The sequence below is a fragment of the Paenibacillus sp. FSL K6-1230 genome (assembly GCF_038002385.1).
Classification (GTDB): Bacteria; Bacillota; Bacilli; order Paenibacillales; family Paenibacillaceae; genus Paenibacillus; species Paenibacillus massiliensis.
In genome coordinates, this window is record NZ_JBBOCK010000001.1 from 5,228,293 (window position 1) to 5,253,662 (window position 25,370).

Below are 25,370 nucleotides of genomic sequence, written 5' to 3' on the forward strand. Positions count from 1 at the left end.
AAAAAAAGATAGAACAATAGCTGTAACTAAATAAGTTTACACCATGAAAGGATTTCTGCTATGAAATTAAAATACACACCTATTTTATTCATGTGCTGCTTGCTCACTCTATTATTCCTGTTAGGGGGATGCGGCTCACAGCCTGCTGCGAATCAACAGCATCCAGCTAATTCCGAGAATTCAACATCATCAACTACAGTAGCCTCTGGCGAGTCTACTTCTACATCTATTCCCAGCGCCGAGCATGCGAGTACATCCACAAGTAATAGCACGACTATGAGCGGAACTATGAAAGGAACTACGGGTGAACCGACGACTCTTACAGTGGGTGGGCCACAATCACCTCCATCATTACCCATCTTAAGAATGATAGATTCCCATGCTATGGGCGAGAACGTGCAGATTGAATTCAAGACATGGGAGAGCATGGACACTCTGGGCGCATTGGCAAAGGACAAGAACGTCAGCTTTATAGCCTTGCCGCTCAATAACGCAGTCATTATGTACAACAAGGGAATGGACCTGTCCCTCATGAATATCAATACCTGGTCAGTCATGGGAATGGTGACAACAGACCCCTCTGTTAAGGGGTGGAAGGATCTTCAGGGTACCGTGCTATATGTTCCCATGAAATCCTCCCCTGTGGACTACATCACGCAGACCTTTTTGAAGCACAATGGACTAATTCCAGGGAAGGACGTTACGCTGCAATACAGTCAGATCGCAGAAGGGGCACAGTTGCTGTTATCCGGTAAAGCTTCCACCATAGTTAGCATTCAGCCACAAATAACGGCGATTCAGATGAAAAATGAACAGGTACGCTCTATCGTGGATTACAAGAAGGAGTGGCAGGAAGTCACGCAACTCACTACCGATTTACCGAACGCTGGTCTGGCCACTAAGCAGTCTGTGATCGCCAGTGATCCAGAGCTCGTTGCACGCTTCCAAGAGGAATATAAGCAGGCGCTGCAATGGACATTGGACAACCCCCGAGAGGCGGCGTTGCTTGCTAATAAATATTTCAAGCTGGATAGCGCGGTCGTAGAGAAGGCGATTCCGCATATGGCACTGGAGTTCGCCCCTGCCTGGGAGAGCAAGGAGGTTCTGACCAAGTACTACGAGACGCTGTTAGAATACAGCAAGGATAGCATTGGAGGCAAGCTCCCGGATGAGACATTCTATTATCAGCCTTAGCAAAAAAGGGCTATCTCTGGTGCTCCTACTCTTGCTATGGCAGCTGCTTGCCCTTCAGATGGAGCCTTTCATTCTTCCGGGACCACTGGATACTATTCGAGCTGCTATCGCCTACCTTGGAGATATCACCTTTTATCATGCTGTCTATCGTACCTTGATTAAGCTGCTGATCGGTATGGTCTGTGTACTGCTAATTGGCGGTAGTCTGGGACTAATCATTGGCCTACAGCCCCGTTGGAAGCCTTATGTGGAGCCACTCATTGATGTTATGCAATCGGTGCCTCCCATTGCCTGGCTCGGGATCGCCATTATTTGGTTCGGTCTTACGGACATACCTTCTATTTTCATAATCGTGCTCTCTACTACGCCTGTGTTATTCACCAATCTATATGAAGGCTTTGTAGATATTGATCACCAGTTGATCCGAATGGCCGAAGTGTTCAATGTTCCTCGGCGAAAAGTAGTATCTAGCATCATTCTGCCTTCCTTGCGCAACTACTTCAAATCAGGGATGATTACTTCTGCTGGCCTCGGCTGGAAATTGGCTGTTATGGCTGAGCTCTTAACCTCGGTGGACGGTATCGGAGGACTACTCTCTGATGCGAGAACGAATCTGGATACACAGAAGGTGCTTGCGCTAGCTTTGTTCATGGCTGTGCTCTGGAATATCATCAAATGGCTTATTTCTATTCTATTCCGCAGCAGAGTCAAAACCATTCAATAGTTCAATCCATTCAATAAATACGGTTAAGGATGCGGTAAAGGATGCTCAAGCTACACGGAGTCACAAAACGCTATAAAGGTACGACCATTCTGGACAACATAGACCTTACTATTGAGCAGCAAAAGATTATTTGTGTGCTTGGCCCTTCCGGGGCTGGTAAATCAACATTACTGAATATTCTCTCTCAGGCAGAGCCCATAGATGCAGGTGCAATTACGCTTCAGGCTGAGCTGAAAATCTCCTATGTCTTTCAGGAGGATCGCCTGCTTCCCTGGTCCACCGTAAGTGAAAACATTGCTTTCGTCAAAGGTGATGCCGTGCAGGAGGATATTCAAGCCTTGCTGAATGAGGTGGGTTTGGCTAACTACCATGACCATTACCCTGATCAGCTATCTGGTGGGATGCGCCAACGATGCTCTATTGCTCGCGCTTTCTACTATGGAGGGAACTTACTGCTCATGGACGAACCATTTCATTCCTTGGATTATCATCTTCGGTTTGAGCTGGTACAACAATTGATTTCTTTATGGGAGCGCAGTCGATGCTCCATTGTGCTGGTCACTCATGATATTGATGAGGCCTTGCTGCTAGGGAATGAGATCATTATTCTGTCTAAAAACCCGGGGATGATTGCACATCGTTATACAATCCCCACACCTCAAAGAAACCGTTCGCTAAAGGAGTCTGAGCTGCTACAGCTACGAGCCGACATATTGGAGTGTTTGCTGATCGTATAACTGCCTGCTGATATATCAAGAATGGCAAGCAATAGCTGGCTGCTTTATTCTTCATGGCATAAACCATGCTATCAGGAGGCTCAGAACTCCGACAAATGACCTAAAGAAACTTCGCCAATCAAATGAAGTACACAAAATAAGAACAGCTCATTAGATATTATTTCTAATGAGCTGTTCTCTGTTAAAGTATACCGGCGAGAGGACTCGAACCTCCACGGTTTCCCACTCGATTTTGAGTCGAGCGCGTCTGCCATTCCGCCACGCCGGCGTAGTATAAAATAATAGCCTATGGAGGCGCCACCCAGATTCGAACTGGGGATAAAGCTTTTGCAGAGCTGTGCCTTACCACTTGGCTATGGCGCCATAATATACAAAGCGGACGACGGGAATCGAACCCGCGACCCTCGCCTTGGCAAGGCGATGCTCTACCGCTGAGCCACGTCCGCATGTAATGGCTGGGGATATAGGATTTGAACCTATGCATGACGGAGTCAAAGTCCGTTGCCTTACCGCTTGGCTAATCCCCATTAAGCTTTAAAACAAAAAGGGCGATCGAGGGGAATTGAACCCCCGAGTGCCGGATCCACAAACCGGTGCGTTAACCACTTCGCCACGATCGCCATATTTAAAATGTGATTGGCAGGGGCAGCAGGAATTGAACCCACACTAACGGTTTTGGAGACCGCTGTTCTACCTTTAAACTATGCCCCTAAAAAACTGGTGGAGGATGATGGATTCGAACCACCGAACCCGTAAGGGAGCAGATTTACAGTCTGATGCGTTTGGCCACTTCGCTAATCCTCCATGGATGGTGCCGGCGAGAGGACTTGAACCCCCAACCTACTGATTACAAGTCAGTTGCTCTACCAGTTGAGCTACACCGGCGTAATACTTAATTACAAGTTATATGGTGGCTCGGGACGGAATCGAACCGCCGACACGAGGATTTTCAGTCCTCTGCTCTACCGACTGAGCTACCGAGCCTTACCTACGTAATGATCTGCCATGTAATTAAGAAATCACATTATTCAATTGTAATAATGGCGGAACTGACGGGATTCGAACCCGCGATCTCCTGCGTGACAGGCAGGCATGTTAGGCCTCTACACCACAGTTCCATGAAACAACTTTCAATTTCTTGAAAGATAATTGCGGGGACAGGATTTGAACCTGTGACCTTCGGGTTATGAGCCCGACGAGCTACCGAACTGCTCCACCCCGCGATATTAAATTATGGTGGAGGCTGAGGGGATCGAACCCCCGACCCTCTGCTTGTAAGGCAGATGCTCTCCCAGCTGAGCTAAGCCTCCAAAGTTAATTACCTAATATATAGTAACACATCTGCATGCCAATTATCAACTAATTTTACATTGCGTCCATTTTTTCTCAACAAATAAAAAATTAATGATATGACCCAAAGGGGATGCGCCTCACGATGTGAGTCGACTGCGATGTATTTCTACCGAAGCTTATACTCCGACGAACCATTAGGGGTTTTCATCTTTCATCGGCTATGGGATAGCCTTATGACCCGTAGGGGATTCGAACCCCTGTTACCTCCGTGAAAGGGAGGTGTCTTAACCCCTTGACCAACGGGCCTTGTAAATTAGTGAATCAACGGAGAGAGAGGGATTCGAACCCTCGAGACGCTTTTGGCGCCTACACGATTTCCAATCGTGCTCCTTCGGCCAACTCGGACACCTCTCCATATGGCTCCCCGAACAGGACTCGAACCTGTGACAACTCGATTAACAGTCGAGTGCTCTACCAACTGAGCTATCAGGGAATATATTTTCAGGTTACACCCTGAAAACTGGAACCGAAACGAATCATTGCATCTTACTTTAGGATAAGCCCTCGACCGATTAGTACTGGTCAGCTCCATGCATTACTGCACTTCCACCCCCAGCCTATCTACCTCGTCGTCTTCAAGGGGTCTTACATACTGGGAAATCTCATCTTGAGGGGGGCTTCACGCTTAGATGCTTTCAGCGCTTATCCCGTCCGTACATAGCTACCCAGCGGTGCTCCTGGCGGAACAACTGGTACACCAGCGGTACGTCCATCCCGGTCCTCTCGTACTAAGGACAGCTCCTCTCAAATTTCCTACGCCCACGACAGATAGGGACCGAACTGTCTCACGACGTTCTGAACCCAGCTCGCGTACCGCTTTAATGGGCGAACAGCCCAACCCTTGGGACCTACTTCAGCCCCAGGATGCGATGAGCCGACATCGAGGTGCCAAACCTCCCCGTCGATGTGGACTCTTGGGGGAGATAAGCCTGTTATCCCCAGGGTAGCTTTTATCCGTTGAGCGATGGCCCTTCCATGCGGTACCACCGGATCACTAAGCCCGACTTTCGTCCCTGCTCGACTTGTAGGTCTCGCAGTCAAGCTCCCTTCTGCCTTTGCACTCTTCGAATGATTTCCAACCATTCTGAGGGAACCTTGGGGCGCCTCCGTTACTCTTTAGGAGGCGACCGCCCCAGTCAAACTGCCCACCTGACACTGTCCCCGTACCGGATTACGGTACCAGGTTAGAACCTAGATACGATCAGGGTGGTATCCCAAGGACGCCTCCACAGAAGCTTGCGCTCCTGCTTCAACGGCTCCCACCTATCCTGTACAGATCGTACCCAAATTCAATATCAAGCTGCAGTAAAGCTCCATGGGGTCTTTCCGTCTTGTCGCGGGTAACCTGCATCTTCACAGGTATTAAAATTTCACCGGATCTCTCGTTGAGACAGCGCCCAAGTCGTTACGCCATTCGTGCGGGTCAGAATTTACCTGACAAGGAATTTCGCTACCTTAGGACCGTTATAGTTACGGCCGCCGTTTACTGGGGCTTCGGTTCATAGCTTCGCCTTGCGGCTAACCACTCCCCTTAACCTTCCAGCACCGGGCAGGCGTCAGCCCGTATACTTCGCCTTGCGGCTTCGCACAGACCTGTGTTTTTGCTAAACAGTCGCTTGGGCCTTTTCACTGCGGCCCCCTCGGGCTATTCACCCTACCGAGGCACCCCTTCTCCCGAAGTTACGGGGTCATTTTGCCGAGTTCCTTAACGAGAGTTCTTCCGCGCGCCTTAGAATTCTCTTCTCGCCTACCTGTGTCGGTTTGCGGTACGGGCACCTTCACCTGACTAGAGGCTTTTCTTGGCAGTGTGAGATCATGACCTTCGCTACTGTAATTTTCACTCCCCATCACAGCCCAGCCTTACGATGTGCGGATTTGCCTACACATCAGCCTCACTGCTTGGACGGACATCCATCAGTCCGCGTCACTACCCTCCTGCGTCCCCCCATCGTTCATAACGGTTTACGGTGGTACAGGAATTTCGACCTGTTGTCCTTCGACTACGCCTTTCGGCCTCGCCTTAGGTCCCGACTTACCCTGAGCGGACGAGCCTTCCTCAGGAACCCTTAGGCTTTCGGCGGATCAGATTCTCACTGATCTTTTCGTTACTCATACCGGCATTCTCACTTGTATGCTGTCCAGCGCTCCTTACGGTACACCTTCAACCTGCATACAACGCTCCCCTACCCCTGATGCAAGCATCAAGCCATAGCTTCGGTGGTGTGTTTAGCCCCGTTACATTTTCGGCGCAGAGTCACTCGACCAGTGAGCTATTACGCACTCTTTCAATGGTGGCTGCTTCTAAGCCAACATCCTGGTTGTCTGTGCAACTCCACATCCTTTCCCACTTAACACACACTTGGGGACCTTAGCTGATGGTCTGGGCTGTTTCCCTTTTGACAATGGATCTTAGCACTCACTGTCTGACTCCCGGAACTAAGTCTATGGCATTCGGAGTTTGACTGAGCTTGGTAACCCTTGCGGGCCCCGCACCCAATCAGTGCTCTACCTCCACGACTCTCTTTTCCGAGGCTAGCCCTAAAGCTATTTCGGGGAGAACCAGCTATCTCCGGGTTCGATTGGAATTTCTCCGCTACCCCCACCTCATCCCCGCACTTTTCAACGTGCGTGGGTTCGGGCCTCCAGTGCGTGTTACCGCACCTTCACCCTGGACAGGGGTAGATCACCCGGTTTCGGGTCTACGTCCACGTACTAAGTCGCCCTATTCAGACTCGCTTTCGCTGCGGCTCCGGCTCTTCACCTTAACCTTGCACGGGAACGTAACTCGCCGGTTCATTCTACAAAAGGCACGCCATCACCCATAGATCGGGCTCTGACTTCTTGTAAGCACACGGTTTCAGGTTCTATTTCACTCCCCTTCCGGGGTGCTTTTCACCTTTCCCTCACGGTACTGCTTCACTATCGGTCGCCAGGGAGTATTTAGCCTTGGCAGATGGTCCTGCCGGATTCATACGGGGTTTCACGTGCCCCGCACTACTCGGGATCCGTCTCGGAGGGTGCACCATTTCGATTACAGGGCTTTTACCTCTATCGCGGGCCTTTCCAGACCTCTTCATCTAGGGTACACCTTTGTAACTCCGTGTGAGACGTCCCACAACCCCAGGAAGCAAGCTTCCTGGTTTGGGCTAATCCGCGTTCGCTCGCCGCTACTGACGGAATCACTATTGTTTTCTCTTCCTCAGGGTACTTAGATGTTTCAGTTCCCCTGGTCTGCCTCTCCTTTGGCTATGTATTCACCAAAGAGTGACTACCTGTTACAGTAGCCGGGTTTCCCCATTCGGACATCCCCGGATCGAAGCTTGCTTACAGCTCCCCGAGGCATTTCGTCGTTCGCCACGTCCTTCGTCGGCTCCTGGCGCCTAGGCATCCTCCGTGTGCTCTTATTAGCTTAACCATGATTTTTGCCATAGGCAAAAGATCAAACCGCTAATAACTTTCACTTGCTTACACAAGTTCAGCTAAAAGATGTTCTAAAACGCAATGTTTCGTTTCGGTATCCAGTTTTCAAGGTGCAATGCTGTTGTGAAACAACAGCCCCTGTGTGAAATTCGGTCCATCTCGCTTGAGCGGATGAATTTCATACAGATGAGTTTGAGAGTTGAACTCTCAAAACTGAGCAACGAGTGAGCTGTGAAGAGGATTTCATACGCGCAGAGCGCAGTACCGAATATCCTCTTCGGTGGCAGATGTTCCATCTGCCTATTTGAATGCTTCCGTTGCAGGAAGCGATTCTCCATAGAAAGGAGGTGATCCAGCCGCACCTTCCGATACGGCTACCTTGTTACGACTTCACCCCAATCATCTACCCCACCTTCGGCGGCTGGCTCCTTGCGGTTACCCCACCGACTTCGGGTGTTGTAAACTCTCGTGGTGTGACGGGCGGTGTGTACAAGACCCGGGAACGTATTCACCGCGGCATGCTGATCCGCGATTACTAGCAATTCCGACTTCATGCAGGCGAGTTGCAGCCTGCAATCCGAACTGAGACTGGCTTTTTAGGATTGGCTCCACCTCGCGGCTTCGCTTCCCGTTGTACCAGCCATTGTAGTACGTGTGTAGCCCAGGTCATAAGGGGCATGATGATTTGACGTCATCCCCACCTTCCTCCGGTTTGTCACCGGCAGTCACCCTAGAGTGCCCACCCGAAGTGCTGGCAACTAAGGTCAAGGGTTGCGCTCGTTGCGGGACTTAACCCAACATCTCACGACACGAGCTGACGACAACCATGCACCACCTGTCTTGAATGTCCCGAAGGAAAGGACCATCTCTGATCCGGTCATTCAGATGTCAAGACCTGGTAAGGTTCTTCGCGTTGCTTCGAATTAAACCACATACTCCACTGCTTGTGCGGGTCCCCGTCAATTCCTTTGAGTTTCAGTCTTGCGACCGTACTCCCCAGGCGGAGTGCTTAATGTGTTAACTTCGGCACCAAGGGTATCGAAACCCCTAACACCTAGCACTCATCGTTTACGGCGTGGACTACCAGGGTATCTAATCCTGTTTGCTCCCCACGCTTTCGCGCCTCAGCGTCAGTTACAGCCCAGAGAGTCGCCTTCGCCACTGGTGTTCCTCCACATCTCTACGCATTTCACCGCTACACGTGGAATTCCACTCTCCTCTTCTGCACTCAAGTCATCCAGTTTCCCGTGCGATCCGGGGTTGAGCCCCGGGCTTAAACACCAGACTTAAATGACCGCCTGCGCGCGCTTTACGCCCAATAATTCCGGACAACGCTTGCCCCCTACGTATTACCGCGGCTGCTGGCACGTAGTTAGCCGGGGCTTTCTTCTCAAGTACCGTCACTCCTTAAGCAGTTACTCTTAAGGACGTTCTTCCTTGGCAACAGAGCTTTACGATCCGAAAACCTTCATCACTCACGCGGCGTTGCTCCGTCAGGCTTTCGCCCATTGCGGAAGATTCCCTACTGCTGCCTCCCGTAGGAGTCTGGGCCGTGTCTCAGTCCCAGTGTGGCCGATCACCCTCTCAGGTCGGCTACGCATCGTCGCCTTGGGGAGCCGTTACCTCTCCAACTAGCTAATGCGCCGCAGGCCCATCCTCCGGTGACAGATTGCTCCGTCTTTCCTCACTTCTCCATGCGAAGAAGTGAATTATCTGGTATTAGCTACCGTTTCCGGTAGTTATCCCAGTCCAAAGGGCAGGTTGCCTACGTGTTACTCACCCGTCCGCCGCTAACTCTCAGGAGAGCAAGCTCTCCATCAAGTCCGCTCGACTTGCATGTATTAGGCACGCCGCCAGCGTTCGTCCTGAGCCAGGATCAAACTCTCCAATAAAGTTATTGAAAAGAGCGATAGCTCATTTTGAATCTGACGAGATTCATATTTCATTGTTTTGCTCCAGTTTCCATACAGTCAAAGACATGTACCAAAAACCTTCGCGTTGGATTTTGCTTCACAAAATCCGCTCACTCGTTGTTCAGTTTTCAAAGATCAACTTCAGCCTTAATTCTCAAGGCCTGACCGCTTTAGGTATTCCTTTTTAGCGGATCACCACATCTCAGCGGCGACTTTTATAATGTAACATGTTTCGCTTTTTAATGTCAACAACTTTTTTCGATTTAGTTAGTCGAAAATTTATTGTTCTCAAAATCAAGCGAAGTAAGACGAGTTATAATGTATCATAGCTACCAGCAAGCAGTCAACCTTCATTGTGAGCTTTAGCGTTTTTCATGATCCCCCAGCTATTCAGACCTATCCGGATAGCTGTCGCGAATGCATGTAGTAGCCACTATCGGAACTCCTTCCTGCTATATATCTTACTGGTTACAAAATACGAAAGCCCAAAGAGACAGATGGCAACCATTAGAAACAAGCTGGAGAACTGTTCATCAATTACATGATTAACAAGAGCATGATACACTCCGAATACCGCACCAAATACACCAAAAGAAAAAATAATGCTCAAAATCATCATGATCTCCGCTTTATCCGGGCCCATTGCATAGCCTAATGGATAGGTCAAAGCAGCGCTACATAATATAATCCCTGAGCCACGTGGTACAAGATTGTACATGGGCCACAGGGACTCAGCTCTATATGCGATAATAATTAATTGAATACACAGGGTCACGAAGACGCTCAGCAATAACAGCAGTATAAATGTAGCATACTTGCTTTGTATGATCTGCTGCCTAGCAAGGGGCAAGGTAAGCTCATAACGATCCCAACCAGCACTGCTGTGCTGCTTCATTAGCGAAAATGCATTAGCAGGAATTAAAATAATAGACAGCATAACGGCCACTTGTGCTGCAGCAGGGGTATCCATAAAAAACAGCATTATATTAACCAAGCCTACAATCAGAAACGAAATTTTGAGATGGCTCTCTAAAGAATACAAGTTATTCAGAATTAGTCCTCTCATGCCCGCTCCCCTTTCATTAGCAGCTTTGTAATATCATCAATGGTTATGCTAGGTTGGATGTTCTCGGTAAGTGCTGTATCTTTGTTAGCAATCAATGCCTGAATAATATCTCCTTTCTGCACGTATGCTGCTACATCAGGTAGATCTCCCTTCAATTCGTTCCATATATGAGTATCGTATTGCGCAATACTGAAGACACTTAAGAGCTTCTCCTTCGCACATTGTAGGATAATCTCTCCGCGCTTAATAAATATTAGATCATCCGCTATTTTCTCGATATCACTTGTAATGTGAGAAGATAATAGAATCGAGCGGCGTTTGTCACTCACGAAATCCAAAAAGACCTCAAGAATCTCATCCCGTGCAACAGGGTCCAGCCCAGAAGTGGCTTCATCAAGAATCAATAGCCTAGCATCGTGTGATAGAGCCACAGCGATGGCTAATTTCATACTCATTCCACGAGAATAGCCGCTAAGCTTTTGGTTGCTCGGCAAAGAGAAGCGGTCTAGAAAGTATAGGTATTTCTCCTGATTCCATCGTTCGTAGACATTTCTCAATACTCGGCCCAGCCTCACCGCATCCAGTCCAGGCGAAAAATTTGCACAATCAAATACAACACCGATTTGCTCCTTAATTTCTTTCTCAGCTTCGAGCAATTCTTTACCGAAGAGCTTGATCACTCCCCGATCTTTATGCAATGTGCCTAGTATGATCCCCATCATCGTCGTTTTTCCCGCTCCATTTTCACCAATAAATCCAGTGATTGTGCCATAGGGAATGGAGAAGGTTACATCCTTCAATTGAAAGTCTGATTTCGAATAAGATTTGCTCACATTTCTAACCTCAAGGATTGGCTCCTCCATAGGTCCTCCCTCTTAAATGAAATCAGGAAAAAAATAAGCGAGCTTATTTTTTTCCTGATGGTTAAGTAATATGATTCTATTTTATCAAAAAATATGAAATTCTAAATTAACAATGATTGCTCGCTGTAGACCAGCCTACAGTTACCGTAGTTACTGTCCAAGTGATCGTAATCGGAAATACCTCTTGCTCATCGCCAATTTTTGCAGACATTTTTTGCAGCGCCAATACGTCGTTCATCTTATATTCCCCTCTCATGATTTAGTTTTATATGGATTTTATATGTGACAATAGCTTAGATGACATGGTGTAGAACACGCTTCATAAAGCTTGCTACGATCATTAGCAGTGATTGCTAGCTGTGGACCAGCCTACTGTTACTGTAGTTACTGTCCACGTAATCGTAATTGGAAATGCCTCTTGCTCATCGCCAATTTTCGCAGACAATTTTTGCAGCGCCAATACGTCGTTCATCTTCTCACCCCCTTTCAAAAATGTGTGCAAGTTCACATTCCATCAAAATAATATTAACACGTTGTTATCTGTATTTTATTCACTGTCTATCTGTTGAAAGTACTGAGAACCGAGCTTCATTCCTCTTATAAGAAGTCTTCGCCACAAATTGATTAATATGAATAAGTGGAAGCCAGTACAGCGGATTCGACTCCTGCAAACCTTGTAAAGCAAGCATTATACCCGCACTTCCGGTGTACCAATCATCAGATAAGCGATATCCAAAATTCCCAGAAAAATGTATCTGATCCTGCCGGGCTACAAGGAACAATTGTAATCGCTGCAAGGATAGCTTGACATGTTCTTGTCGCACGTCAGCAGCATCTTCAATGAGACATGGCAGTAACAGGAAGCCCCCTGCCCCATCCAATATTCCACCGCTGAAGGTACACCTGATATCATTCAGGTTCATAATCAACTTCAGTTCTTCTTCATAGTGTCTCTTCCCAGTAACATGGTTGAAATACCAGATCGCGACCCCGATACCTATCGATCCCCCAGATAGATAAGGAAGCACTCGTTTCTTCTCATCCATTGCTTGCAGGACCAACACTTCTTCATCCCGATGTGAATGCTCCAGATCCGTCTCAATTAATTGCCTAGCTCGAATGTAACAGTCCTCTTCTCCAGTAACAGCATACATGGCGCTGAACAGCACGGATACACCCGACCACCCATCTATCATTCCTATAGGAACAGCCGCCCAATCAGTCACCGTTAACGGTCGTCTCTGATCCATCACAGATATAATTTTGGCAATGATGCGTCTTGCCTCGTCTAAATATGCTTCCTTACGCTCCTCCAGATACAGGCTCAACCACGCCAATCCCATACCCGCAAGCCCTGATCTCAACGAGACATCATGGGAATCGTCATATTCAATATGAGAGAACCTTTTCAGTGCTTCTCCTGTATAACCTAACTCGTACAACGTGGAGGCTATCCCAGCATTGCCTACCAACAGTCCATGTCCGCCTTCCAAGGTATTATGGGATAAAACGCTAGCCTCCAACCACTCATTGACCCGACTATCCATATAGCCTGTTCTGTGAAGAGCCAATGCAGCGCCAGTACCGCCCGTTAATACATTGATTAAGCCACCTGAATTCTCATACTGTCTGATATCACCATGAACGAGGCCCTGCTCTGGTACCAAGTTGGCTAGCATTCCTCTACTCAGCCCCTGAATGACAGAGCTAATGTCACTAGATGACATCAATGATACAATGACCTGCTCGTCAGGGTACGTTTGCTCTTTTGCAGCTGTAATATTCTCATCGCATTGCTGTTCAACATGCCTGACGAAATTATGGAACACTTCACCAAACTCACTTCTGATCCATTCATTGTGATAGAACGATATACTGCGCTCAATGTTATCGACAGGACCTATAGGCAGTACACAGTATCTCAAGATTTTCTTAACAGCGTACCAATCGCGTTCTTTATGATTCTTATTGCGCGTATCTGAAAAGCCAATGGTATGAATAGCTGCCTTCTCTTCACTGTCCTTATCGCTCGCAGATTCAAAATCAATAAGGATGACCTTCAAATCTTCAGTAATCATGACATTGGATGGTTGTAAATCCCCCATGCCAACCTGGCGGTCATGCATTTCAGCTACAATAGTCATCAGGCTGGTTATGATCGTCTGAACCTTCAACACATACAATGCTGTATTCTTCAATCGATGAAATGGATAATGAGCCGCTAACCATCTCTTGAGATCGATCCCTTCTACAAACTCCTCTACTACAAAAAGATGCTTCCAAGCTTTGAAGCAATCTACAACATTCACTATACCCTTTACATCCGCAAGCAAGGACAACGCCTCATGCTCTTTAACTAGCCGATCTATAGCATCCTTATTCTGCCCGTCCAGACCGACCTTGGGCCTTGCCTCTTTAATGACAACCTTCATGTGATCCGACTTTCGCTCTGCCAAATATATTCCGCCTCCATTATTAAAGCGAATGACCCGCTGGATCTCATACGCTTGAAGGCCGGAGCTGTCTGCCTCATTCTCAGATATGTTGTTATGGCTATCCAGGTAGGTGTCGAATTCCTTCACAAATTCAGGCACCTGATAATAAGGGGTTCGGTTATCCGGGATGAGATTGCCCGATTCATCTCTGATGCATAACTGTCCTTCTTCGTTTTGAATACTCCTGAATCCCCCATACCTGTAGTAAAGATTGCTATCCTTCCAGCATTTATCGCTGAGGATGTAGGGTCCGTTATCTTCATCTCGAATTGCCTCATGCAGCACATGGAGTAGCTCCAGGAACTCCTCATCCGTTGCAGGGTAGATGGTTATGAATTTCCCTGATGATATCCTGTTGCCATTTTTAGAATTGACGCTATGCAGCTGCCGTTCACTAACAAGGTGCTTGAAGGCCACCTTCCGTTTCATTAATTGTTGACTCACCGTTTCTAAAATAGTGTGCGCGTTATCCATTGTGGCACTGACATGAATTTTCCAGCCCTGATCCTTCAAGCTCTTACCTGTGAAGCTATACATCACCCAGGGGGAATGATGATCTTGATTGATTATGCAATCCTCAGATAATTCCTTTACCTTGTAGCCTATCGTGTGATCCCCTGTCATCATCCTTGTATAATAATCGGAGTCACCCAGATAATTCAGATAGAGTTGGTTTTTATCCATGGACAAGTAGTTCACCCCTTTTTTCGCTTATGGCTGTATTAAATTGTAATTCACAGAATTGCTTGTACAATTCATGCGTTTGCTGTAACTCTTCATGTCTCCCTTGGCCGGTGATTCTGCCACCCTCTATGAAGATAATGTGCTCGGAATCTATGATGGTGGACAGTCTGTGTGCAACGACAATAGCTGTTCTACCCTCTATAACTTTCTTCATCGCGGATTGCACCTTCTCTTCAGATTGGCTATCCAGACTGGAGGTCGCCTCATCAAGCAAAATAATCTCCGGGTCCTTGAGGAACATTCGAGCGATAGCGATTCGCTGCCGTTGCCCACCAGATAAATTCAGGCCTTTTTCTCCAATATACGTATCCATTCCGTTAGGCAGATCGTTGATAAACTCCCAGGCATTTGCCATTTTGCACGCATCTATGATTTTCTCTTCACTCAGATGCTGCTCCAGACCGAACATCAAATTCTCCCTAACAGTACCGCTAATCAAGGTATGCTCCTGTGAGACATATCCAATCTGAGATCGCCAGGAGTGCAACGAGAAGTCCTCTATACGCTCACCGTCTACGAAGATATTTCCCCCTGTCGGCTGATAAAAACGTTCCAGCAGGGCCAACAACGTCGTTTTACCACTCCCGCTCGGCCCAACCAAAGCATAGGTGCTTCCCTTTTGCAGGCTCAGATTCATGTCTTCCAGCCCAAACGCAGAATGCTCATGTGTGCTGTAGCTAAAGCTCAAATTTCTGAGCTCAATTCCCTTGTAATTTGGAGCTAGCAGCTTCCCGGCACTCAGATTCTCCTCTTCCTCTGCGAGTAATTGCGAGATACGTTCTGTGGCCCCCTTCGTCTTCTGCAGCTGGGAGAAGAATAAGCCAAAGTTGGATAGTGGATTCATTATGTAGAAGATCAAGGTTAGAAATGCGATAAAGGTTCCCGGTGACAATTCACCATTCGCAAGCTGCATGCCACCATACCCGATGATCACCACAATGATGAACAGCATGATCATATTAAGAAATGGAGTAACGGCGGCGCTCCATTTGGCCTGTTTTAGACCAATGCGCATTAAATCCTGTATGATGCTGTGCCCCTTCTCGATCTGATTATGCTCTGCTGTGAATGACTTGATCAGCTTGTTCTCTGCAATCATTTCGATAGCCTTGACATTAAGCTTCGCCGTGGATTGCTGTAGTTCTCTCGATAGCTGTGATAGCACTCTGCCCAGTGGAATGAAGAACAGCAAAAACAAAGGAATTGCAGCAACAATGATTAATGACAGCTTCCAGCTGTAGTAAAATAACCAAAAACCACAAAATAGCAGGGATAGTGTTGCATTGATAAATTGCGAGAACGAATGGCTAACCAGATTGTAAATAACCGTCGTGTCACTCACCAGTCTACTTGAGACATCCCCCGACTGATTTTTATCAAAAAATGGAGTGGGAAGCTTCACAATTTTAGACCAAGTTAGAGCTCTTAGATTAGCAACAACACTTAATCCTACTTTGCTAAGTAAATAACTCGACAGCACGCCTGTGATGGTTACGAAAATGAACAAGCCCCCCAGACCTGCAAAGGTTGAGCCATTAAAGGTGCCTGATTGTGTATAGGCGTCCACTATCATTTTCAGGAAATGAGGGATAAATGTCGTCAACACGGCACTAAGTGAACTTATAAGGCAAGCAACGACGAACAGAGTTGTTCTTGGCCGCGACTTATGAATCAGTTCAAAAAATTGCCGCCACGAGTAATGGTGTTCTCTTTTGTCTCTGATCATATCTTCACCTTTTCTATTTAGTTGTGTCGTCTGGTCATGTGTGTGGTCAGCGAGGTTCGTTTTAAGAAAGGCTCTGTGAAAGGTCTTGGGATGTGATGGTCCTGGGATGTGATGGTCCTGGGATGTGAACGTACTTGGTCTATTTGCTGGCTGGTGGTTGCCTAGGAGTTAGTATTTATGTAGTGTGCTTTACGAGTGTTAATTTAGTTAAAATTTATTATATATGATCTACAAATACCATAAAATAGTATTTTATTCCCAATTAAGATGGTGCTTAATCCCTAATTATTCCTTAAAATAACTAATATAATAAAAAACGACCTCCTTAACAGACTAAGGAAGTCGTGCCATACTTACATAGCAGCCAGCACGAAGTTGGCTTGCCTTTGCAATAATATTCAGATGCATTAATATGAGCAGTATCGCAATTCATTCGGCTTGTCATTATAGTAAGTAGCCTTGCTCCCGCTCTTGGCAATCTCTTTAATAAAGGAACGATAGACCAGCTTACGCAATACAAGTGGCAGCTCGAACTTGACGTGGATCAGCTCAGGATGATTGATCAGCTCTTGTATGGACCATGGCTCACGGCGGCTGCGTAGAATGCGGAAGAGCAGGACAGAGCAATCGGCCATTTTGGACATAACCGAGAATTCACAGGCAAGCAGTACCAATTCCACCCGTTGCTCCACAGTTTCTATACTTAGTGTCAATTCCTCATACAACTTGTACACGCCTTTGTTAACCATTTGTACCTCCTGCCATACGTTCACGGTTGGCAGGATTCCCCGATCAATTAATTCGATGCATGCCCAGTGATGCAGCGCCTGAAGCACACGGTGATAAGCATCCAACGCCTGCCCTTCCTTCATACAGCGCTTGGCAAGTACATAGTGATTCAGGAAGGCGGCGAACTCATGGAATAGCTTCTGCTCACGCAGCGTGCCCTCAAAGGCCATAATTTCCTGCCTTAGCAGTTGAATCTTATGATCCGTCTCCCATAAAATATCGCCCTCCAACAGATAATTGACAAGATCAGAACGTTCTCCATCAATGATCCAGCGACGAAGCTGCTTTAAATGGACATGAAGAATCTGGCATGTAGTATCTCCCAACATCGCATGCTCCATGGAATCTTCTCGAGACTCTTGTTCATAGACGATCAGAATCAATACGCCAAAATCATGAATCAATGACCCGTGAAAACTCGTTCCGTTACGCCTGCAAGCTATCGCTCCAATGGCAGGCTCCTTCATCCACTCCATAGACAGCACATTGAATTTTGTTAACTGCACGTCACCCTCCATAGCCATTATGGCGACCTCCGCCAAATTTGAGTCTGAATAACAATGCTACAATTCTCCAATAATGAAATAAGTATCCCTTATCCGAAGTATTCTACACTGCAATTCCAACTTCCTGCTTAGATCACCATACACTTTACGGGTGAATTTCATTAAATATTTTATACGCCCATCTCTACATATCTCATATCTACATAAAAACATATCCACATAAGCTACTGTGTATTGAACTTGCTTAGTACCTTCCACGCCGTATCATTTGCAAAATTGCGATTCCAAACACCAATGCCCCCCAGCTCGAAAGACTTCGCTTGCTCAACTCTCGCCTGCAGCGACACCTCATCCTCCAGCCAGATTTTTTTGACTATGCCATCTTCCTTGTATTCCACATAGTTTTGTCCGACATCCTCCAGATATTCCTTGTCCAGCTTGAACTCTGTCAAAATGCTTGCCGCTGTACTCATTCCAACAGCCTTGGAGCTGACCTTCGTCTCCCCTTTGACTTCTTCCTCGGACCACACACGAGTATACAGCGGGATTCCAAGCACCAGCTTCTTCGGAGGCACGGAGTCCTCGTCAAGAATGCGGCGAATTGAACTCTCTGTCCATGGAAGGGAAGCGACTGATCCTGCCTTCGGACTGGCAGCCCAGTGCTCATCATACGCCATCAACATCATATAATCAGTGACTTCGCCCAGTGACTTGCGGTCCAGGAACACCGACCACATCTCACTATTGGATTTTGGAGTCACATCAATAGAGAGAATCAGGTCGTTAGCACGTGCCAGTGGCTTAAGCTCTCTCATGAACTGAGTAACATAAGGTCCATCTTTGGTGTAGACATTTTCAAAATCTATATTAATACCGTCCAGATCATACGACTTCGCGAGATCAATCGTCTGTTGAATAATATACTTGCGTCGTTCATAGGTCGAGAGAGCCTCGGTTGTCAGATCAGGATCAAAGCTGTTGCTCAGCAGTCCCCACACTTCCATGCCACGGTTATGAGCCCAGCGGACATAATCCATGTTCGCTTTACTATTCACTTTACCCTCAGGTGTGGTAATCTCGAACCATGTCGGACTTGTGACATTCACCCCGGGCATTGAACCAATATCAGCGGTTCGCGGATTGCGCGAATAGACAGCCTCCCAGGCGAGGTTGACAGGCTTATCCTCCCAATGCTGCTCTGATAATGAAAGTGTCTCTTCAAGAGGTGCCACGCTAAGAGCTGTACCAGGGCTAATATCATTTGCTTGTACATAGCCTGTAGCCCCGTTGTCCATCTGGGCATAATACCAGCCCTCCGCTTCACTCCATAACTTCACGACTGTGCCTTGTGGCATATCCGCTAAGATCGGTGCATACTTGGACGGCTCTGAACGAAGAGGTGCTGTTGAATCACTTTTGCCACTTGGAGTCGATACATTTCCGGTATCCACCTGCTCCCCTGCCCTCATAAGCAGTACCGCTCCTGTCGTCGCATCCTCCTGAACAGTTGCCCCATATATTTCAGCAATGGCCTGAAAAGGAACATACATCACTCCATCCTTCTCGGTCACCACCGTTGTTAATGCATACGCACTTCCATTTAATTCAGCCTCGTTCTCCGAAACGATCAAGCGCATGACCTTCTGCCGAGTAGACAGAACGACCGAATCCGTACTCTCCTCATGCCATACAGCCGAATTAACATATTGCTGAATGACCTCCAACGGCAGGCTTAGCGTATCCCCCTCACCAACCGCACTATAGTCTGTCAGTTGTCCCTCCACAAAAATCGGGCGAGCTACTCCCCAACTTAGCTTCTCATGCAGCGGATTTCCCCACCAGACAACAGCAAGTACACATAGAATTATGGCAGTAAAAAAAAGTCCAAACGTTCGTTTGATCGCCTTCCCTTTATGTCGGCGTTGTCGATTCATTCTAGTCAAAATGGGCCTCCAATGTTCATTTTCGATTTAAAACAGCTTCATGTCGTTAGATTGTAATACGTTCCAAGGAATGGGAGCGTTTCTAAATTACTTAATACCTACCCTTCGCTATCTGGACAATAAAAAAACGTGCAGAGCTGAATAGCTCCACACGTCGTATTGTACGTGAATTTCCGAGTCACCTGCAAGACCTGCATACTCCTCGCAGCTCCAACCGATGCCCACGAACCTCGAACCCGGTCATCTGTGCGGCATGCCGCTCCACATCCACCAAGGATGGATAACTAAAATCCTCAATCTTCCCGCAGCTCTCACACACGATATGGTAGTGATCGGACACATTAGCATCATAGCGGCTTGAATTGTCTCCGTACGTTAACTCATGCACCATTCCAGACTCGATGAATACCTTTAGATTGTTATATACCGTCGCAACGCTCATGTTGGGAAATTTGGGTTCCAGCGCCCGATAAATCTCATCTGCCGTCGGATGCGCCATGGATTCCATTAAATAATCTAATATCGCATGGCGTTGGGGGGTTATACGTACACCGGTCTTCTTCAGTTCTTGCAATGCATGCTGAACTCGAGTTGCCATTATACCCACCGCCTTAATCAATCGTTAACGTCTCTTCATCATATGTTTAATCATCTTATTTTAAATATATTGTAAATTGATATCAACTTTCTTGTCAACGCAGGGAACGGCTGAGTCCTCAGGCTACCCCTCTGCAGGATCTCCTATAGCTTCTCCAGCATTGGTATCCTCCGTATTTGATTCCCCGAAAGCCTCACTATTCGTGCTAGCAGCCGGCCCCTCCTGATCAGAATCAACCTCGTCAGTTTCACCCTGATCAGTTGTCTCCGTATCAGGCTCCTCTACTGGCGGGGGCAGCTCAGTCTGGTTCACAGTGAGGTCACTGTTGCCCTCAACCTTGACGCTGTATGCTCCAAGCCCTACTACACCTGTGATGCTTTTCCCTTCGATTGAGAAGGGGAAATCCGTGGACAGACGCCCATAGCTGCTTGACCCCTCTAATGTAAAATTACCGTCCGGTGGCAGGTAGAGCACAATGTCCCCAACCGCACTATACACATTCCAGTCTCCACCAATGCGATCTGTACGAATCGATACGCTACCATTCAGCGAATTCGCATTCACATTCCATACCGCGCTATTTATGATAATGTTGCCATTCTTGGTGTCCGCCGTAACTTTGCCATTTGTACGGGCAATCTGAATATCACCGACCTGTGTAGAGTAGGACACCAGACCGCTGATATCTCCTGCCAGCATGCTGCCCCGATTCGTCTTCATGTCCACGTTTCCGTCTACACGGTGCACATCGACGTTCCCGTTCAACGTTGTCCCATTTACATCCCCAATAGCATCCTGTACGATAAGCTGCCCATTCCCCGTCTGCAAATTCATACGGTCGATAGCATCGACGCGATCTACGGTAATATTGCCATTGGACGTCCGAATGTCCATATTGAGGCGGCGATTCTCCGGAATGACGATCGTTAGGTTGATTAACGGCTGACGTTTGCCTGACTGGCCGTATGCTTGTCCTTGCGTATGAACCTGTATGCTTGTCCCATTGGATATATCAATGGAGGAGGCTTCGGCAATAGCTGCAGCTTCCACACTACTTACCTGATCGACCCATACCGTCGAATGAACCTCTACGTGGGATACAGGCCCCCGAATCAATCGAATATTACCGTTCACCGACTCGACGAGCAGGCTTTCCGTATCCATGGACAAGGGCAGCAACACACTTCCTTTTGATAAGCGATTGTCAGCCTCTTCACTAAAATCCATTGAGGCTGTCGTTAAATTGATGCTAACTCTATTCCATAAATGCATATAATGGTGCTGCTCAGTCACTATGAACACCGAAGCGGACAAAATGATAGCCAGCATAAGCCCCTTCAGATCTGGACGAAAACGCCGCATTCGATGCGGCTTCCTGCCATTTCTCGTTACACTGACAAGCATAATTAAATATTCGAGTCCCCAACTGACGAAGATCAGCGGCCACCATTTCAATAGCAGCATCATGTGCTCTGTTCCGTTCATTTGATCCAATAACAAGAGAACACCAACTACCAATAGCAGTAAGGAGGAAGTATAGCGCCCAACTCTGATTTTGCTGTTCACGCCCATTATTCCCCCTTCTCCCGGAGATCGCGCTGCCGTTTCACGGAGATTCCCATCTCACGAATGAACAGCAACAGCCCTACGCCCACAAGCAAGAGTGCAGTCAGGACAAAACCGTAAGCAGCAAAGAACTCTCCCAGCCAACGAGGCTTGGTGTGAAATAAAACCATCAGTCCCCCGCCAAGGATCAGCAGGAGCGCAAACATAGTTCCCTGCTCCCATGCATCGAATCTGCTCTGCGGCTGATCAGCAGTACTACGAGGAGACAGTCGTCTTGGCTTCCTGCGATACAGCGTGATGTAGTCTGCTGATTGCAGTACATCATACACATTATAAAAATATAGTACCGGAATGAAGATACCTAACAGAATCAGCAAAGGTACATTGATCTGCAGACCCACGGAGGATACATAAAGCATAGCTGAAATATCCAGCAGCAGTAGCATCAGGAAAGTCAGCCCCCGCATATAGAGGCCCAACGAGAGATGGCCAACTCCCGGCAATAGTGCAGCTAGCAGAACAGATATGAACTTGCGGAGACGTGGCCTTAGCTTACGCGGCCGTCCTTTGGTCTGCCTTTGTATACCTCTAAAAAACCTTCTCGGTTGCATCGCTCCTCCTCACTACTGTCCAGACAGCTTTCCTATCTTGTACATTTGCGCATTCTTCATTTAAGCAAAGATCATAAGATCGTATATGTCTTAACCCTGGTACAACTCCGTCATACTATATCGTCTTTACGTTCGGATAGGATATGAAACATGTCTAGCCACATTCCTTCACAGAAGACAGGCCGCACTTAGTCGAAGTTTGTCTTGCGATAATGAGTTGTTCAGCCCCGTTGAAAACGTATGATTTCTTTTATCTTAAAATAGTACCCCATTCTACAGTAAGAGTAACTGTAAAAAAACTGGATAGCACCAAAAGGCCCTCCGCAGCAGCAGAAGGCCCTTGATTATGCATTACTCCACCGACACTCCGGATAACTCTTCCCAGTTACGCAGCGTTCCCGCAATTCGAAGCTGGTCAAACCCGGGCTTGCACAGCACCTCCATCTGAATCTCAACTGCCTTGCCCTCAGATGGAAGCCTGCCGATCGTCATTGAATCCTCTTCCTTGATGGTGACCTTCTTAATCTTGATCTCTTCTTCGTTCATAAAATCCGAGATTCGTTCCAGCAAGCCTGGTGAAGAAAAGCCTTTTAAAATAATAATATGAACCTTCTGACCACTCATATAACGCTGCTCAATCTTGTTGAATATCCATAAATTAAGGAGAACAATAACCGTAGACACGATGGAGGCAAAATAAAAGCCTGCTCCCACACCCAGACCGATGGCTGCTACTACCCAAATAGATGCTGCCGTCGTCAGACCCGTAATGGATTTTCCAGTGAACAAGATGGTTCCTGCTCCCAGAAAGCCGACTCCCGTAATTACGGCAGTCGCCAGACGCGCAGGGTCAATACGGACATTAGGCTCGTCAATGAATGAGGCAAATCCATACACTGAAAGCATCATAATGAGCGTGGAGCCTACACATACAAGGATATGCGTCCGCAGTCCGGCTGCATGGTTGGAGCGCTCTCGCTCGTACCCGATAAGTCCGCCTAATAATAGTGCAAGCAATAGCCTACCCAAGATTTGCACATTGCTAATGATCCACGGATCTTCCAGTGATAATCCCTCCCAGTAGCCGCGGTTCAGTGTGCCGGGCGATGTAAGAGCCCCTAATCACCATCAGGAGCTTCTACATGCTATTCAGATGAAAGGTGATTAATTCCACGCCTGGCGCAATCTCTTCCGAGCTCACAGGCTTGAAGCCGTATTTCTGATACAACGACACAGCCGGAAGGTTCAAGGCACCGGTAGATACCACCTTTAGCGGAACCGTACTATACTGCTCCAGCACATACTCCATTAGAGAGCTGGCTATCCCTTGCTTGAAGCAATCTGGGTGTACCATCATTCTGGAAATACAGATAGAGTCCGCACCCTCTTCTACAGCCACTGCGCCTATGATCTCTGCCTCTTCATCCAATCGGCCATAAAACTGCTCTCCGCAGGCTCGTAATGTATCTAAAGTATCCATAAGTGGAGGGATCTGATGAAATCCGATGCGCTCTGCCTCCAGTCTATACGCAATATGCTGCAGGCGCCATAGCTGCTCCAAGGTGTCTTGATCCTGTAAAGATAACGGAGTAATCATCGTTCAGCCCTCCCAGTAAAAGCCATTCGGGACTTGCATCGCTTACCCTCGAATGGCTACTGTTGTTGTTAACGGCTCAGCACATCAGCCAGAAGCTTGTTCACCAGTCCTGGGTTGGCTTTGCCTTTACTTTCCTTCATGACTTGTCCGACCAGGAAGCCGATGGCCTTCTGCTTGCCTGCCTTATAATCCTCTACGGATTGCGGATTAGCTGCGACCACTTGCTCGACAATTGTCAGAATGGCACCCTCATCACTGATTTGTACCAGACCTTTTTCCTCGACGATCTGTTCAGGACGCTTGCCGCTCTCCAGCATTTCCTTGAACACCGTCTTGGCGATCTTGCTGCTGATCGTTCCTTTCTCAAGCAGACCGATCATTTCACCGAGGCCTTGTCCTGTCAAAGGAACCTCTGTCAGCTCCACACCCGCGCTGTTCAGATAACCCAGAAGATCACCCATAATCCAGTTGGCTACAGCCTTGGCATCCTTGGTGTACTCCAGGCTCGATTCCAGCAGATCAGCTAGAGGCTTGGAGGAAGTAATTACCTCCGCATCATAGGCCGACAGCCCGTATTCGGATGTATATCTGGCTTTGCGTTCATCTGGAAGCTCTGGAATAGAAGCTCTGATCCGTTCTTTCCAGGCTTCGTCAATATGCAGCGTCACCAGATCCGGGTCTGGGAAATAACGATAGTCATGGGATTCTTCTTTACCACGCATGGAGAAGGTCTTCCCTTGACTCTCATCCCAGCGTCGCGTCTCCTGTACGACACTTCCGCCCTCTTCGAGGATCTGCTCCTGACGGAATTGCTCGTATTCCAGACCGCGCTGAACGCCACGGAACGAGTTCATGTTCTTCAGCTCTGCCCGAGTACCCAACTTCTCCTGCCCATGAGGGCGGAGACTGATGTTGGCATCACAGCGGAGGGAGCCCTCCTCCATCTTCACGTCAGAGACATCACAGTACTGCATGATCGCACGTAGCTTCTCCAGATATGCTTTAGCCTCCTCTGGTGAAGAAATATCCGGTTCGGATACGATCTCCACAAGCGGTGTGCCGACTCGATTGAAATCAACAAGTGAAGCATATCCGCCATCCACGTGGGTCAATTTGCCCGCATCCTCTTCCAGATGCAGTCTTGTAATCCCAATACGCTTCGTTGTCCCGTTCACTTCGATATCGATCCATCCGTGCTCACCGATCGGCTGATCAAATTGTGAGATCTGATAAGCCTTCGGCGAATCTGGATAGAAATAGTTCTTCCGGTCGAATTTGCTTACGTCAGCGATTTTACAATTCAGAGCCATCGCGGCCTTCATCGCATAATCGACAGCCTGCCGATTCAGCACGGGTAGCACGCCAGGATGCCCGAGACAGATCGGGCAAGTATGCGAGTTAGGTGGCGCGCCGAACGCCGTTGAGCAGCCACAGAATATTTTGGATTGTGTATGTAGCTCTACATGGACTTCCAGTCCAATGACCGTTTCGTATTTTGATGTAGTTGTAGACACGATTGATTCCC

General features: G+C 47.7%; 17 protein-coding genes, 15 tRNA genes and 2 rRNA genes. 3 read left to right on the forward strand and 31 right to left on the reverse strand.

The window, feature by feature from the left end; all coding sequences use genetic code 11:
- The first annotated feature begins 60 nt into the window (after nt 1-60).
- From MKX74_RS23125 to MKX74_RS23135, 3 genes are read left to right on the forward strand one after another with little or no spacing between them, the layout of a single operon-like run.
- The gene (locus tag MKX74_RS23125; RefSeq protein ID WP_341179970.1) at nt 61-1,194 is read left to right on the forward strand and encodes an ABC transporter substrate-binding protein; all 1,134 of its coding nucleotides are present in this window, start codon (nt 61-63) and stop codon (nt 1,192-1,194) included.
- On the forward strand, nt 1,169-1,918 hold the full coding sequence (locus tag MKX74_RS23130) for an ABC transporter permease (protein ID WP_341179971.1): 750 nt from the start codon (nt 1,169-1,171) through the stop codon (nt 1,916-1,918). The genes MKX74_RS23125 and MKX74_RS23130 overlap by 26 nt, the downstream gene beginning before the upstream one ends.
- Nucleotides 1,919-1,959: 41 nt before the next feature.
- The gene (locus MKX74_RS23135; protein WP_341179972.1) at nt 1,960-2,655 is read left to right on the forward strand and encodes an ABC transporter ATP-binding protein; all 696 of its coding nucleotides are present in this window, start codon (nt 1,960-1,962) and stop codon (nt 2,653-2,655) included.
- Between the two features lie 189 nt (nt 2,656-2,844).
- Here the strand turns inward: MKX74_RS23135 and MKX74_RS23140 are convergent.
- The 31 genes from MKX74_RS23140 to gatB form a co-directional block, all read right to left on the reverse strand.
- Nucleotides 2,845-2,923: transfer RNA gene (locus MKX74_RS23140), tRNA-Leu, on the reverse strand.
- A gap of 21 nt (nt 2,924-2,944) precedes the next feature.
- Nucleotides 2,945-3,018, reverse strand: a tRNA-Cys gene (locus tag MKX74_RS23145).
- An 11-nt stretch (nt 3,019-3,029) separates the two neighbouring features.
- Nucleotides 3,030-3,101, reverse strand: a tRNA-Gly gene (locus MKX74_RS23150).
- 6 nt (nt 3,102-3,107) lie between these two features.
- Nucleotides 3,108-3,182: transfer RNA gene (locus MKX74_RS23155), tRNA-Gln, on the reverse strand.
- 20 nt (nt 3,183-3,202) lie between these two features.
- Nucleotides 3,203-3,275 (reverse strand) — tRNA-His (locus MKX74_RS23160).
- A gap of 17 nt (nt 3,276-3,292) precedes the next feature.
- Nucleotides 3,293-3,366: transfer RNA gene (locus MKX74_RS23165), tRNA-Trp, on the reverse strand.
- A gap of 7 nt (nt 3,367-3,373) precedes the next feature.
- Nucleotides 3,374-3,459 (reverse strand) — tRNA-Tyr (locus MKX74_RS23170).
- A 5-nt stretch (nt 3,460-3,464) separates the two neighbouring features.
- Nucleotides 3,465-3,540 (reverse strand) — tRNA-Thr (locus tag MKX74_RS23175).
- A 23-nt stretch (nt 3,541-3,563) separates the two neighbouring features.
- A tRNA-Phe gene (locus MKX74_RS23180) sits at nt 3,564-3,639 on the reverse strand.
- Nucleotides 3,640-3,696: 57 nt separating this feature from the next.
- Nucleotides 3,697-3,773 (reverse strand) — tRNA-Asp (locus MKX74_RS23185).
- 31 nt (nt 3,774-3,804) lie between these two features.
- Nucleotides 3,805-3,878 (reverse strand) — tRNA-Met (locus MKX74_RS23190).
- An 11-nt stretch (nt 3,879-3,889) separates the two neighbouring features.
- Nucleotides 3,890-3,965: transfer RNA gene (locus tag MKX74_RS23195), tRNA-Val, on the reverse strand.
- Between the two features lie 217 nt (nt 3,966-4,182).
- A tRNA-Glu gene (locus MKX74_RS23200) sits at nt 4,183-4,254 on the reverse strand.
- A 19-nt stretch (nt 4,255-4,273) separates the two neighbouring features.
- Nucleotides 4,274-4,362: transfer RNA gene (locus MKX74_RS23205), tRNA-Ser, on the reverse strand.
- 3 nt (nt 4,363-4,365) lie between these two features.
- Nucleotides 4,366-4,441, reverse strand: a tRNA-Asn gene (locus MKX74_RS23210).
- Nucleotides 4,442-4,500: 59 nt separating this feature from the next.
- Nucleotides 4,501-7,423: ribosomal RNA gene (locus MKX74_RS23215) — 23S ribosomal RNA — on the reverse strand.
- A gap of 345 nt (nt 7,424-7,768) precedes the next feature.
- Nucleotides 7,769-9,320: ribosomal RNA gene (locus MKX74_RS23220) — 16S ribosomal RNA — on the reverse strand.
- Together the 16S and 23S rRNA genes with 15 tRNA genes alongside form the textbook arrangement of a ribosomal RNA operon.
- Nucleotides 9,321-9,774: 454 nt before the next feature.
- Complete coding sequence (locus MKX74_RS23225) at nt 9,775-10,407, reverse strand: ABC-2 transporter permease (RefSeq protein WP_018887352.1); 633 nt, start codon at nt 10,405-10,407, stop codon at nt 9,775-9,777.
- Nucleotides 10,404-11,270, reverse strand: a complete 867-nt coding sequence (locus MKX74_RS23230) for an ABC transporter ATP-binding protein (RefSeq protein ID WP_018887351.1) — start codon at nt 11,268-11,270, stop codon at nt 10,404-10,406. The genes MKX74_RS23225 and MKX74_RS23230 overlap by 4 nt, the downstream gene beginning before the upstream one ends.
- Before the next feature lie 106 nt (nt 11,271-11,376).
- Nucleotides 11,377-11,508: a class III lanthipeptide gene (locus MKX74_RS23235; RefSeq protein ID WP_018887350.1), complete on the reverse strand. Its 132-nt coding sequence runs from the start codon at nt 11,506-11,508 to the stop codon at nt 11,377-11,379.
- A gap of 102 nt (nt 11,509-11,610) precedes the next feature.
- A complete protein-coding gene (locus tag MKX74_RS23240) occupies nt 11,611-11,742 on the reverse strand; it encodes a class III lanthipeptide (RefSeq protein ID WP_018887349.1) in 132 nt (43 codons plus the stop codon).
- Nucleotides 11,743-11,821: 79 nt separating this feature from the next.
- Nucleotides 11,822-14,449, reverse strand: coding sequence for a class III lanthionine synthetase LanKC (gene lanKC / locus MKX74_RS23245; protein ID WP_341179973.1), 2,628 nt, complete (start codon nt 14,447-14,449; stop codon nt 11,822-11,824).
- Nucleotides 14,442-16,235, reverse strand: a complete 1,794-nt coding sequence (locus tag MKX74_RS23250; RefSeq protein ID WP_051091189.1) for an ABC transporter ATP-binding protein — start codon at nt 16,233-16,235, stop codon at nt 14,442-14,444. The genes lanKC and MKX74_RS23250 overlap by 8 nt, the downstream gene beginning before the upstream one ends.
- 407 nt (nt 16,236-16,642) lie before the next feature.
- Nucleotides 16,643-17,548 carry a nucleotidyltransferase-like protein gene (locus MKX74_RS23255; protein WP_341179974.1) on the reverse strand — a complete coding sequence of 302 codons (906 nt, stop codon included), beginning with the start codon at nt 17,546-17,548 and terminating at the stop codon, nt 16,643-16,645.
- Between the two features lie 206 nt (nt 17,549-17,754).
- On the reverse strand, nt 17,755-19,464 hold the full coding sequence (locus MKX74_RS23260) for a glycosyl hydrolase family 18 protein (protein ID WP_018887345.1): 1,710 nt from the start codon (nt 19,462-19,464) through the stop codon (nt 17,755-17,757).
- 187 nt (nt 19,465-19,651) lie between these two features.
- On the reverse strand, nt 19,652-20,071 hold the full coding sequence (gene perR / locus MKX74_RS23265) for a peroxide-responsive transcriptional repressor PerR (RefSeq protein ID WP_018887344.1): 420 nt from the start codon (nt 20,069-20,071) through the stop codon (nt 19,652-19,654).
- Between the two features lie 123 nt (nt 20,072-20,194).
- Nucleotides 20,195-21,643, reverse strand: a complete 1,449-nt coding sequence (locus MKX74_RS23270; protein WP_018887343.1) for a DUF4097 family beta strand repeat-containing protein — start codon at nt 21,641-21,643, stop codon at nt 20,195-20,197.
- Entirely contained in the window at nt 21,643-22,248 is a 606-nt protein-coding gene (locus MKX74_RS23275; RefSeq protein WP_341179975.1) for a hypothetical protein, read from the reverse strand. The genes MKX74_RS23270 and MKX74_RS23275 overlap by 1 nt, the downstream gene beginning before the upstream one ends.
- Nucleotides 22,249-22,599: 351 nt before the next feature.
- Nucleotides 22,600-23,313 carry an MgtC/SapB family protein gene (locus tag MKX74_RS23280; protein ID WP_341180646.1) on the reverse strand — a complete coding sequence of 238 codons (714 nt, stop codon included), beginning with the start codon at nt 23,311-23,313 and terminating at the stop codon, nt 22,600-22,602.
- A 73-nt stretch (nt 23,314-23,386) separates the two neighbouring features.
- A complete protein-coding gene (locus MKX74_RS23285) occupies nt 23,387-23,845 on the reverse strand; it encodes a GNAT family N-acetyltransferase (RefSeq protein ID WP_018887340.1) in 459 nt (152 codons plus the stop codon).
- Between the two features lie 68 nt (nt 23,846-23,913).
- The gene (gene gatB, locus MKX74_RS23290; protein WP_018887339.1) at nt 23,914-25,359 is read right to left on the reverse strand and encodes an Asp-tRNA(Asn)/Glu-tRNA(Gln) amidotransferase subunit GatB; all 1,446 of its coding nucleotides are present in this window, start codon (nt 25,357-25,359) and stop codon (nt 23,914-23,916) included.
- Nucleotides 25,360-25,370: the final 11 nt, after the last annotated feature.